At 68.3% G+C, this 11,577-nt stretch carries 11 protein-coding genes; 7 read left to right on the plus strand and 4 right to left on the minus strand.

The annotated features are described in order from the left end of the window. Positions 1-54: 54 nt before the first annotated feature. The 3 genes from AB0E63_RS28975 (at position 55) to AB0E63_RS28985 (ending at position 2,217) form a co-directional block, all read left to right on the plus strand. Positions 55-417 carry a GntR family transcriptional regulator gene (locus tag AB0E63_RS28975; protein ID WP_360373052.1) on the plus strand — a complete coding sequence of 121 codons (363 nt, stop codon included), beginning with the start codon at positions 55-57 and terminating at the stop codon, positions 415-417. Continuing rightward, entirely contained in the window at positions 417-1,343 is a 927-nt protein-coding gene (locus AB0E63_RS28980; protein ID WP_360373055.1) for an ABC transporter ATP-binding protein, read from the plus strand. The genes AB0E63_RS28975 and AB0E63_RS28980 overlap by 1 nt, the downstream gene beginning before the upstream one ends. A 76-nt stretch (positions 1,344-1,419) precedes the next feature. Further along, positions 1,420-2,217, plus strand: a complete 798-nt coding sequence (locus AB0E63_RS28985; protein WP_360373058.1) for a hypothetical protein — start codon at positions 1,420-1,422, stop codon at positions 2,215-2,217. Positions 2,218-2,781: 564 nt separating this feature from the next. Here the strand turns inward: AB0E63_RS28985 and AB0E63_RS28990 are convergent. The 4 genes from AB0E63_RS28990 to AB0E63_RS29005 all read right to left on the minus strand — a co-directional run bounded on the left by AB0E63_RS28990 (position 2,782) and on the right by AB0E63_RS29005 (position 8,142). Further along, positions 2,782-5,466 carry a glycogen debranching protein gene (locus tag AB0E63_RS28990; protein ID WP_360373061.1) on the minus strand — a complete coding sequence of 895 codons (2,685 nt, stop codon included), beginning with the start codon at positions 5,464-5,466 and terminating at the stop codon, positions 2,782-2,784. Positions 5,467-5,508: 42 nt separating this feature from the next. Continuing rightward, a complete protein-coding gene (locus tag AB0E63_RS28995; RefSeq protein ID WP_360373064.1) occupies positions 5,509-6,519 on the minus strand; it encodes a LacI family DNA-binding transcriptional regulator in 1,011 nt (336 codons plus the stop codon). A gap of 72 nt (positions 6,520-6,591) precedes the next feature. Continuing rightward, a complete protein-coding gene (locus AB0E63_RS29000) occupies positions 6,592-7,371 on the minus strand; it encodes an LLM class flavin-dependent oxidoreductase (protein WP_360373067.1) in 780 nt (259 codons plus the stop codon). A 30-nt stretch (positions 7,372-7,401) separates the two neighbouring features. Then, entirely contained in the window at positions 7,402-8,142 is a 741-nt protein-coding gene (locus AB0E63_RS29005) for an SDR family oxidoreductase (protein ID WP_360373070.1), read from the minus strand. Positions 8,143-8,277: 135 nt separating this feature from the next. Between AB0E63_RS29005 and AB0E63_RS29010 the strand changes: the two genes are divergently transcribed. From AB0E63_RS29010 to AB0E63_RS29025, 4 genes are read left to right on the plus strand one after another with little or no spacing between them, the layout of a single operon-like run. Next, positions 8,278-9,747 (plus strand): AlkA N-terminal domain-containing protein, encoded by a 1,470-nt coding sequence (locus tag AB0E63_RS29010; protein WP_360373073.1) that lies wholly within the window; start codon positions 8,278-8,280, stop codon positions 9,745-9,747. 2 nt (positions 9,748-9,749) lie between these two features. Continuing rightward, entirely contained in the window at positions 9,750-10,304 is a 555-nt protein-coding gene (locus AB0E63_RS29015; protein WP_360373076.1) for a GNAT family N-acetyltransferase, read from the plus strand. After that, a complete protein-coding gene (locus tag AB0E63_RS29020; RefSeq protein ID WP_360373078.1) occupies positions 10,301-10,786 on the plus strand; it encodes a methylated-DNA--[protein]-cysteine S-methyltransferase in 486 nt (161 codons plus the stop codon). The genes AB0E63_RS29015 and AB0E63_RS29020 overlap by 4 nt, the downstream gene beginning before the upstream one ends. A 54-nt stretch (positions 10,787-10,840) precedes the next feature. Beyond that, positions 10,841-11,410: a YdeI/OmpD-associated family protein gene (locus AB0E63_RS29025; RefSeq protein ID WP_360373081.1), complete on the plus strand. Its 570-nt coding sequence runs from the start codon at positions 10,841-10,843 to the stop codon at positions 11,408-11,410. Positions 11,411-11,577 lie beyond the last annotated feature (167 nt).

The following is an 11,577-nucleotide window of genomic DNA, read 5'->3' on the forward strand; positions in this document are numbered from 1 at the left end:
GGTGCTATGGTTCGTTACTCAAGTAACTAACCAAGGAACCGGTGAGGGGGTGGCGTGGTGTTCGACGACCGCAGTCCGATCTACCTGCAGATCGCGGAGCAGATCAAGAACGACATCGTCACCGGCGCGCTCGCCGAGGATGAGCAGGTCATGTCGACGAACCAGTACGCCGCCTTCTACCGGATCAACCCGGCGACCGCGGCCAAGGGGTTCGCGCAACTGGTCGACGAGGGCGTGCTGTACAAGAAGCGCGGGATCGGGATGTTCGTCAGCCCGAACGCCCGTGACCTGCTCCGCACCGGCCGGCGGGACTCGTTCATCGCCGATGTGGTCGACCCGATGATCCGGGAGGCCAAGGCGATCGGCGTACCCCTCAAGGATGTCATCCAGCACATCCGCAGCTATGGAGAAGCGTGATGACCACGGACACCATCGAAGACCTCGCCCTGACGGTGCGGACAGAGAGCCTGTCGGTCCGGTTCGCGGGGGTGCCGGCGCTCGACCGGCTCGACCTGCGGCTGGCGCCGGGCAAGATCCACGGCCTGCTCGGCCGCAACGGATCCGGTAAGAGCACCCTGGCGGCGGTTCTGGCGGGCTTTCGGCGGCCGGACGAGGGTCGGGTACTGATCGAGGGTGGCGACCTCGGTACGGCGCAGGAGCCGTACGAGAACGCGGTTGTGACGAGCCGGGTCTGCCTGATCCGCGAGTCCGGTGACCTGGTCGAACAGGCCTCGGTCCGGCAGGCTGTCGGTCTCGCCGCGAGCCTGCGCCCGTACTGGGGCGAGGACGTGGCCGGTGATCTGCTGGACCGCTTCGAGATCCCGCTGAACAAGAAGATCCAGAAGCTGTCTCGTGGTAAGAAATCCGCGCTCGGGGTCGTGCTCGGGCTCGCCAGCCGGGCGCCGTTGACGATCTTCGACGAGAGCTACCTGGGTATGGACGTCCCGTCCCGCAATCTCTTCTACGACGCGCTGCTCGCCGACTACACCGAGGTGCCGCGCACGATCGTGTTGTCCACCCACCTGGTCAGCGAGGTCAGCACGCTGCTCGAGGAGGTCGTCATCCTCGACAACGGACGCCTGGTCACCCAGTCCCCGGTGGACGCGCTGCGCGGCCGCGGTGCCTCGATCGTCGGCCCGGCCGCGGCGGTGGACGAGTTCACCGGCCGCTTCACGGTCCTCGCGCAGGAGCGGCTCGGTGGAACCAAGTCCACCACCGTCCTCGGCGATCTCGATCCCGCGCTGCTCGCCGAGGCAGCGGCAGCCGGCCTCGAGGTCGGCCCGGTCGGCCTGCAGGAGCTCTTCGTCCACCTGACCGCCCCGACGAAGGGAGCTCGCTCATGAACGAGCGCAGCGAGTTCATCAGAAGGCACAGCGCGCATCGTGTCTCATCCGCGGCCGGAGCGAAGCGAGGACGTGGATGAGCACCGCTGTTGACGAGAGGACCGAGCAGGTGTCGCGGGCGAGCGCTTCGGCGACCTTGCCGCGTGGCGTGACGTCCGGACAGCGGCTGCGGCGGATCGTGCTTGCGATGGTGATCGGCCTGCGGCCGATGCTGGTCGGCTATTGGCTCGTGATGCTGGTCGGGTTCCTCGTCGTCGGCATCGCGGTGAAGGCTGTGACCGGCGGGATCGACCACAGCACATGGGATTACGGCACCCAGTCACCGAAGTACTTCTCGATGGCGATCGGCATCACGGTCACTCCGGCATTCCTCTCCCTGCTGGTCGCCCAGGGCATCACCCGGCGGATGACGTCCGTTGCCGCGAGCATCTATCTGACCGGCGCGGCGGCGGCGACCGCGCTGCTGTGGGTGCTGGTCTACCAGGTCGAGAATGTGATCTACAGCTGGCAGGGCTGGACACAGACGTTCGCCAACCCGCACCTGTTCACCAAGACCTCGCAGGTGGGTCTGATCTTCGCGGAGTTCTTCCTGCTGATCCTGTCGCACGAGGTGGCCGGCTGGTTGCTCGGCATCACGTTCGTCCGGTTCGGATTCTGGCGTGGCGTGCTGCTGCTGCCGCTGTCCGTGATGCCGGCCGTCGCGGCCGAGTTCCTGCTCGTCGCGCAGTGGCTCGCCGACGTCCTGACCGGCCTCGGCTACCACCGTCCACCACTGGCCGTCGCCGTGCCTTCCGTTCTCGTGGTCAGCGCTCTCGGTCTGTACGCCGGCTATCTCGTACTGCGACCGATGGCACTGAAACCAGCCAAAGGATGAACGCTTGACTGAACTGACAACGGGCTGACTTATGCACAGGGGGTGTGTATAAGTCAGGCCATTTCTGTGGATGGTTGCGCGGTCACTGTGGACGACGCGCGCGAGGTCGCGAAGTGGCGGAAACTGTTGGCAGGAAGGGCTTGTGCGACTGTGGCCCTCGGCGGTAGAAATATCGACACGCTACTTCTGAAAAAGGGAGGGCGGGTCGAACGGATACCGAGGCCCCTAGCGGTGGGGATCCCCACCGAGGTAGACCGGTGACGGGGTCTGCCGGCGCCTACGGACTCGTTTCGGGAAGCTGGAGACGTCACCTTCCTTCAGCTAGTGCGGGCCCCTCCGACTCATACTCGGAGGGGCCCGCCTCACGTCGGCACCCGGCACTTGTGTCCTCTAACGACACGTGCAGGTATCGATAACAGCGCGTCCGGGCAACGGAAAGATCCGGCAAACGGAAAGATCCGGCAAACGGCGAGATCGGGCAACAGAAAGCCGGCCGGCGCACAGAACGGATGTGCACCGACCGGCGATCCGGGGCCGTGCCGTACCGGCCACGACCCCGGGGTCTCAGGCGAGAGTGATCTTCAGTGCCGAGGACGCGCCGTGCGCCGGCACCCGCACCTCCACTCCGCGTGTCGTCGTGACGAGCTTGTACGCCGTCGCCCGGCCGTCGAGGGTGACACTGTTCACCTTCGCGCCGGTCGGCAGAACAGCACCGATCGTGATTGTTGCCCCGACACCCTTCACGGTGACATCGGTCCGCAATTCGTTACCTGCAAGGCGTGCGGAGACATCGACCGATCCGCGACCGACCCGGATGTTGCTCCCGGCCACCTTCTGCTGGCCTTGCGGGAGCTGCGGGACCACCGTGACCCGACCGTGCCCGAGATCCGGGTCGACGCCGAGCTGCTGGTGAATCACCGGCCAGAGGATGCCGTACGCGCCCCACGCCTGCAGCGCCATCGAACGGTCGTAGAACGGCCGGCCGATGTTCGCCGGTGAGTCGGGTGACGGAGCGATCTCCGGCATCGCGCCCGGCGTCTCCCACACGGTCGGGTCGAGCTGGATCCGGGCGTTGCCGGTCGTGTAGACCTGCTGCTGGTTCGTGCCCAGCCGCCCGAAGTTGCCTTCAGCAACCGCCATGATCGAGGTGTTCAGGCCGAAGATGGCGCGCTCGCTCTTCACCTGGGACACGACCGGATCACAGGACGGACCGGGGTTGCCGGCCGGGTCCGAGGTCGGGCCGGTGCCCGTGTGGTAAAGGCCGAATTCTCCTGTGTAGCAAGGCTTTTCGCGCTGGTCGAGAGCGGTCTTCGCGTGCTCGGCGGACGCGAGCGGCGAGTTCGGCTGACCCGGCCGGACCAGGACTGCCTCCATCGGTGTGACACCGATCCAGTGCCGCTGGAAGATCGGCGTGTTGTCGTTCGCCGGGTCCGCCGCGTTGTCGACGGAGTCGGCGTACCCCATGGCCTGCGGTACCCACCACTGCGCCTCGAAGCGGGACTCGAGGTCGGTCGCGCGGGCGGTCGCCCACTGCTGGACGGTGGTGTCGTGCTTGGACGCGGCCAGGTCGGCCAGGTCGCGCAGCCCACGGGCGAGGTAGACGGTGCTGTCGAGTTTCTCCACGCCCATCCCGGCGCGTTCGACGTTCGCGAGGCCTTCCGGCCAGCCGTCGCCGTCCTTGTCCAGTTCGCGGTAGACGTACTGCAGGTTGCGGACGCTGAAGTCGTACATCTCGTCGCGGAACCTGTCGTCACCGGTCCACCGCCACAGCAGCGCGACGGTGCTCGGGAACTTCACTGTCTCGTCCGTGTTCCCCGCACTCTGGTTGGAGCCGAAGTACACGTCACCGGTCGGTGTCACTTCGTGGGCGACCTTGCCGCTGCGGTTGTTCAGGATGTCGCTGACATCGCGCAGTGCGCGGAGGTGCTCCTTCACCGTGTCGAACTGGCCGGCGGCGACAGCGGCGTACGCCGTGTACTCACCGTCGGTCGCGAACAGCCACGGGTAGTCCGGGAAGCCGGCGCCGAACCAGCGTGCGGTGTCGACCGTGCCAACCGGGGCCGGGTAGTCCTTGCCCTCGTTGACGTCCCGGATCTTCAGGTTGTGCGCCTCTTGGACGGAGTCGGCTAGGTTCTGCTTGCTCCATTCGACGCTCTGCTGCAGCAGACGATCACCAGGAAGGTCCACTGCGGACTGCTCGTCGATCTGCTTGCGTTCGGCGCTCTTTGCCTTCAGCAACTTGTCCGGGTTGCTCAGGGCCTTGCCGTACTCGCGTTGTGCGGCCGACGTGCCCTGGTCCGATCCGGCCACGGCGAACCAGATGGTCTTCGCCTGACCCGGTGCGAGGTTGACGTCGTACGTGAGCTGTCCGCCCGTGCCCTTGCCGACGAGCGAGTCGTCACAGCGTGCCGGCGTCGTACCGTCGGCCGGGCAGATCACCGCTGGGTCCTGCGGGCCGCGGTGGTTCGGGCCGAGCGCGTGGCTCGTCGGACGCAGGGACGATCCGACGAACGCGGCGTAGTCGTGAGCGGTCGCGTTCGGGTACGACGGCGTACCTTGCTCGCGGAACCCCAATGCACCGTTGGCGTAGGCGCCGGTGTCCGGCAGGTTGGCGTCGGCCGCGCCAGGAGTGGTCCAGCCCCACGGGTACGACTGCATCAGTTCGGAGTGCGCGTCCACGGCGAGCTTCACCGTCTTCGTCGTACTCGAGCTGAGCGTCAGGCCGACGAGCGTTGCGCGGATGCCGTCGGGGACGAAGTCGGTACGGCGGACGTTGACGGAACCGGAGTAGTCGATCCGGCTGTAGCCGTGGCCGCTCGTGTACTTCGCGGCTGCGACGTCCTTGCCGAGCCAGTTGCCGTCGAGGCCGAACCACAGACCGTCGAGCAGCTTGATCGGCTGGGTCCAGAAGCCGCCCATCTCACCGCGGATGTGCCAGCCGGAGGCGGGGTAGAGCCCGCTCTCGTCGCCCATCGCGTAGGCGCGATCACCGACGACGAGCGACCGCCGGTCAGCCAGGCGGGTGGTCTCGGACAGCTCGGATGATCCGGCGGCCTGAGCGGCGGTGGCCGCACCGGTAGAGGTCGAGCCGGCGGTGGCCGAGCCGGCGGTGATGGGGCCGGCGATCGCGGAGGCCGAGCCGGCCAGGACGGTGGCCGTGGCCAGCAAGGCGATGCCGACCGTACGGCGTCCTGGTCTGGATCGGCGTGGTGGAGCGGTGCTGCGTCGGACGGTGGGATAGGGAGTCATTGGCGGTTCCTCCTTCTCGCGGCGCTCGGGGGATGCGCCGGATCAGCCAGGGGCTGAGCTGCCCCTGATCACGAGCTCGGGTTGCAGCAGGCGTTCGGTCGACGGGTCGGCCAGGCCGGCCGGGTCGGTCAGGATCGCGATCAGCTCGGCGGCGATCCGGTCCATCGGTTGCTTGAGGCTGGTCAGGCCGGGGGAGACGACGTCGGCGAGGGGTGAGTCGTCGAAGCCGGTCACGCTGACGTCGCGGCCGGGGGTGAGGCCGCGGCGGCTCAGCTCGCGGAGCGCGCCCAGGGCGAGAATGTCGCTCAGGGCAACGATTCCGTCCGGCGCCTTGCCGGAGTCGAGCAACTCCGCGGTGACCCGCGCGCCTTCCTCGATGCTGTCCTCGTGGCAGCGCACGGACAGGCCGGTGACGGGCAGTCCGAGCTCATTGCACTGCGCGCGCCAGCCACCGAGGCGGTCCTCGCCCAGGCCGGATGACTTCGGCCAGCCGAGGAAGGCGATCCGCCGGCGGCCGGTCTCGTGCAGGTGCCGGACCGCGAGCGCGGATCCGGCCGCACCGTCGACGTCGACCCACGGACCGGGCTGGGTGGTCTCCTTCCAGACCCGGCCGAACGAGACGAACGGGATCTTCTCGTCCTTCAGCCAGGCGTGCCGTGGATCGTGGGTCTCGGTCTGCGAGAGGACGAACCCGTCGACCAGGCGGCGCGCGTGCAGGTCGTCGTACACAGGCATGCCGCCGACGCCGGGCGGTGCGGTGAACAGCAGGATGTGGCGGCCGGTACGCTCGGCCGCCGCGCACAGGGCGTGCAGGAACTGGTCCATCACCAGGTGGGTCTGGTTCGGCCAGTCGGGGACGCAGTACCCGATCAGTTCGACCGCGCTGGTGCGCAGGCTGCGGGCGTTACGATTGGGCCGGTAGTTGAGCAGTTCGATCGAGCGGTTGACCCGCTGGAGCGTGTCCGGCCGGAGCCGGTGCGGCGCGTTCAACGCGTTCGACACCGTCTGCACCGACACCTCGGCGTGGGCGGCGACCTGCTTCAACGTGGCCACGCGACCTCCCACAGGTGTTTGAACGTTAAAAACACCGGCAGTCTCTCTTGCGACCTGCGCCGTGTCAACGGCTCAGAGTGTCGGCGGTCCCTGCCTGACGATCGCCAGCGTCTCGTCCGCCGGAAGCGGAGGAATCCAGCGACCCCACCAGGCGGCATCGGCGGCGGCGAACGCGGCTGGGTCGCCGCCACTGACCTTGACGGTGAAGTCACCCCGCTCGGCGAGCAGTCCTCGTACGTCGTCCGGGAGGAGCTGCTGTGGTGCGTCAGTACTGCCCTTGTCGGCGCACGAACCGTCCCACCGAAGGATCCGGCGTCGCACCGCCGGGACCAACAGGTTCCCGCCCACCCAGATCGGGATCCGCGGCCTCTGCACCGGTCGAGCGGTCAGCTGAGCTCCGTCGAGCTGGTAGTGCTCGCCGGCAAAACTGACCTGCTGCCCGGTCCACAGCCGGTCGATCACGTCGAGCCCCTCATCGAGCATCTCCGCCAGCACCTTAGGCGGCTGCGCCGGCAGGAACGGATCACCAGGATCACCGATGCCCACCCCGAGGATGATTCTTCCGTCGGACAGGTGATCCAGCGCCACCGCCTCGGCCGCGACCTTCCAGGGATGTCGCCGAGGCAGTGGGGTCACCGTCGTACCGATCCTGATCCGCGACGTGGCCACAGCCATCGCAGCGAGGCAGATCCACGGGTCGTACGTCGGCTCGGACGCGTCGCCCTGGTAGACGAGATAGTCCTCCAGGAACAGCGCGTCCCAGCCGCAGTCCTCGACGGCCCGCGCGAGCTCGGCGAGCCCGCGCGGGTCACGTCCCGCTCCCACCGCGCCAACCGTCACCGAGAACTTCATGCCGGTGACGCTAACGGCGGGCACCGACAATCAGGCGGTGTGGCCGCCGTCGATCGTCAGCTCCGTGCCGGTCATGTAGGCGCCGTGCGGACCGGCCAGGAAGGCGATCGCTGCGGCGACCTCGGCGGGCTTGCCGAAGCGGTCGAGGGCGAGGTCGCCGATCTGAGCCGCCGCGAACGGGCCATCGGCCGGGTTCATGTCGGTGTCGATCGGACCGGGCTGGACGACGTTCGAGGTGATGCCACGCGATCCGAGTTCACGGGCCAGTCCCTTGCTGAGCCCGACCAGCGCGGCCTTGCTCATCGCGTACAGCGTCATCCCCGGACTGGTCACCCTGCCTGCAGCACAGCTCCCGAGGTGGATCACCCGTCCGCCGTCTGACAGCAGCGGTACGGCGGCCTGCGTGGCGGCGTACACCCCGCGGACGTTGACCGCGAGCACGCGATCGAGGTCGGCCAGTGTGAGCTCGGTGATCGGGCCGATCGCGCCGACGCCGGCGTTGTTCACCAGGATGTCCAGCCCGCCGAGCTGGTCTGCAGCCCGCTGAACGCCGTCCGCGACCGCTACTGCGTCCGCTGCATCGACCTCGAGGGCGAACGCTCGCCGCCCGAGCGCCTCGATCTCCTTCACTGCCTTCGCGGCAGCATCCGCTGAGTTGTTGTAGGTGAGCGCCACATCCGCGCCGCGCTCCGCCAATGCGATCGCCGTGGCTGCCCCGATCCCGCGGCTGCCGCCGGTGACCAGTGCCTTCAGGTCCTGTAGTTCGTTCATGTGTTCAAGTCCACCGGGGTGCGGGCGGCGAAGCTGGCGGAAATCCGACCGCAGATCCTCGCGTCGTATTCTCGCGATGCCTCGATGGCGCAAAATCGCTAGAGACTGTCGGTGGCGGCAGGGATGCTGGAGCACATGTACGAGTGCAGGGAGCGATGCATCCGGGCGGTCCAGTCGAAGGACGCGCGGTTCGACGGCTGGTTCTTCACCGCGGTGCTGACGACGAAGATCTACTGCCGGCCGAGCTGTCCGGTGGTGCCGCCGAAGGTCGAGAACATGCGGTTCTACCCGAGCGCCGCGGCCGCGCAACAGGCCGGATTCCGCGCCTGCAAGCGCTGCCGTCCCGACGCGAGCCCGGGCTCGCCGGAGTGGAACGACCGTGCCGACCTGGTCGCCCGGTCGATGCGCCTGATCGCGGACGGTGTGGTCGACCGCGACGGCGTGCCAGGACTGGCCGGACAGCTCGGTTACAGCGTCCGCCAGGTGCAACGCCAGCTGCAGGCCGAGCTCGGCGCCGGACCGCTCGCCCTTGCACGGGCGCAGCGCGCACAGACCGCTCGGCTGCTGATCGAGACCAGCGATCTGCAGATGGCCGACGTCGCGTTCGCCGCGGGCTTCTCCAGCGTGCGGACCTTCAACGAGACCGTGCAGGAGGTCTTCGCACTCAAGCCGACCGAGCTACGTCGCCGGGCCAGACGAGGTACGGCGACCTCCGCGCCGGGCACGATCTCGCTGCGCCTGCCGTTCCGTGCTCCGCTCACCCCGGACAACCTGTTCGGCCACCTGATCGCGACCGGCGTGCCGGGCGTGGAGGAGTGGCGCGACGGCCACTACCGGCGCACGCTCCGGCTCCCGCACGGTCATGGCGTGGTCGCGTTGCGGCCGATGCCGGACCACATCGCCTGCCAACTCTCGCTCACCGACCAGCGCGACCTGGCGATCGCGATCACCCGCTGCCGCCGGATGCTCGACCTCGACGCCGACCCGGTCGCGGTCGACGATCTGCTCAGCACGGATCCGGTGCTCGCGCCGCTGATCGCGAAGGCCCCGGGGCGCCGGGTTCCGCACACGGTCGACGGCGAGGAGTTCGCCGTACGGGCTGTGCTCGGGCAGCAGGTGTCGACGGCCGCGGCGCGGACGCACGCGCATCGGCTGGTGCTGCAGCACGGCGAGCCGATCGAGGACGCGGCCGGTGGGCTGACGCACCTGTTCCCGACGATGCAGGCGCTGGCCGGGCTCGATCCGGAGACGCTGGCGTTCCCGAAGTCCCGGCGTACGACGCTGACGACGTTGATCGCCACGCTGGCGGCCGGGGAGATCGACCTCGGTGCCGGTGCGGACTGGGACAAGGCGCGCGAGCAACTGGCCGCACTGCCGGGGATCGGGCCGTGGACGGTGGAGTCGATCGCGATGCGAGCGCTCGGTGATCCGGATGCCTTCGTGGCCAGTGATTTAGGTGTCCGGTACGCCGCGCGTGACCTAGGCTTGCCGGAGGCCCCCAAACCATTGACCGACCACGCACGCGCGTGGCGGCCCTGGCGTGCGTACGCCGTTCAGTACCTGTGGGCCACCGGTGACCACCCCATCAACAAGATCCCGGAGTGAGCATGAGTGAGCTTTCCACCGACCGTCTCCTGCTGCGCCAGTGGCGGGAGTCCGACCGGGAGCCGTTCGCGGCCCTGAACGCGGACCCGGCGGTGATGGAGCACTTCCCGGCGCTGCAGACGCGTGAGCAGAGCGATGCGCTGATCGACCGGAACATTCCCGAGATCGACGGGCGTGGCTGGGGTCTGTGGGCGCTGGAGGTGCGCGACACCGGTGAGTTCATCGGCTTCACCGGGATGTCGGTGCCGAGCTTCGAGGCGCACTTCATGCCGGCGGTCGAGATCGGCTGGCGGTTGGCGAAAGGGGCCTGGGGCAACGGTTATGCCACCGAGGCGGCCCGGGCGGCATTGGCGCACGGCTTCGGACCGGCCGGGCTGAACGCGATCGTCTCGTTCACCGCGACCACCAACCTGCCGTCGCAGCGGGTGATGCAGCGGATCGGGATGACGCACGACGAGGCCGGCGACTTCGACCACGTCCGCCTGCCGGCCGGCCACCGGTTGCAGCGGCACGTCCTCTACCGGATCAGCCGTGCGCAGTGGGAGACGACGCAGTGACGTACGCCGTGATGGACAGCCCACTCGGCCCGCTCACGCTGGTGGCGACTGACGCCGACGAGCTAGCCGGGCTCTACATGGTCGAGCACCGGCATCGTCCGGCGATGGAGACGTTCGGCCACCGCGACGACTCCGTCCTGCCCGCGGTCGCCGAGCAACTCACCGAGTACTTCGAGCACGACCGGACGACGTTCGACGTACCACTGCACCTGGCCGGCACGCCGTTCCAGCAGCAGGTCTGGACGGCACTCCAGGACATCCCGTACGGCGAGACCACGACGTACGGCGAACTCGCCCGAACCCTCGGCCTCGTGCCGGGTGCGTCCCGGGCGGTCGGACTGGCCAACGGCAAGAACCCGATCAGCATCATCGTGCCGTGTCATCGCGTCGTCGGCTCGACCGGCAGCCTGACCGGGTACGGCGGCGGCCTCGAACGCAAGCAGGCCCTCCTCGACCACGAACGCGGCGACGCCCTGTTTTAAGTGCTCTGTTTAAGTGCTCACTCGGTGAGCACTTTTCCGGCGCATGCTGGAGCCATGATCGACGACACGGTGGCACTGGACTGCGGCTCAGCGGACGAATGGCGAGACTGGCTGGCGGCGAACGGGCGGAGCGAGCGGTCGGTCTGGCTGATCGTCCGGCGTGACGAGACCGGGGTGGACCTCGCGACCGCGGTCGAGCATGCGTTGTGTTTCGGGTGGATCGACAGCAAGACGGTGAAGCGCGACGACCGTACGACGTACCAGTGCTTCACACCACGGAACCCACGCAGCACCTGGAGCAAAGTCAACCGCGAACGCGTCGAGCGCCTAACTGCCGCCGGTCTGATGGAAGCACCCGGCCAGGAGTTGATCGACCACGCCCGCCGTACCGGCACCTGGGACCTCCTCGCCGACGCCCAGAACCTGATCGTCCCCGCCGACCTAGCCGCCGCCCTGGCGGAGAACCCCCTGGCAGACAAGCACTTCCAAGCCTTCCCGCCCTCAGCCCGCCGCACAATCCTCGAGTGGATAACCCTCGCCAAACGCCCGGAAACCCGAGCCGGCCGCATCAACCAAACAGTCACCCAAGCCGCCCACAACCACCGCGCCAACCAGCCCCACTAACCCGCCCACCACCCGCGTCCCGCCACCCCGCCACTCGCCGGGGGCTTGAACAGGAACTGGGGGCCTGGCACAGGAAATAACCTGTTCAAGGGCCCGGGCGCGCGGGTCAGGCCCCGACAGGTGGCGTGAGCAGGATGGGGTCAGGTGGGGACGCTGGGTTGTGGAGC

Origin of the sequence: Kribbella sp. NPDC026596, assembly GCF_040638415.1 — a bacterium.
Lineage (GTDB): Bacteria > Actinomycetota > Actinomycetes > Propionibacteriales > Kribbellaceae > Kribbella.

Coding starts and splice junctions, on each gene's coding strand:
- AB0E63_RS29000 (WP_360373067.1), bottom strand. CDS start 7,371: ATGAAGTTCTCGGTGACGGTTGGCGCGGTGGGAGCGGGACGTGACCCG.
- AB0E63_RS29015 (WP_360373076.1), top strand. CDS start 9,750: ATGAGTGAGCTTTCCACCGACCGTCTCCTGCTGCGCCAGTGGCGGGAG.
- AB0E63_RS29005 (WP_360373070.1), bottom strand. CDS start 8,142: ATGAACGAACTACAGGACCTGAAGGCACTGGTCACCGGCGGCAGCCGC.
- AB0E63_RS29025 (WP_360373081.1), top strand. CDS start 10,841: ATGATCGACGACACGGTGGCACTGGACTGCGGCTCAGCGGACGAATGG.
- AB0E63_RS28990 (WP_360373061.1), bottom strand. CDS start 5,466: ATGACTCCCTATCCCACCGTCCGACGCAGCACCGCTCCACCACGCCGA.
- AB0E63_RS28980 (WP_360373055.1), top strand. CDS start 417: ATGACCACGGACACCATCGAAGACCTCGCCCTGACGGTGCGGACAGAG.
- AB0E63_RS29010 (WP_360373073.1), top strand. CDS start 8,278: ATGTACGAGTGCAGGGAGCGATGCATCCGGGCGGTCCAGTCGAAGGAC.
- AB0E63_RS28985 (WP_360373058.1), top strand. CDS start 1,420: ATGAGCACCGCTGTTGACGAGAGGACCGAGCAGGTGTCGCGGGCGAGC.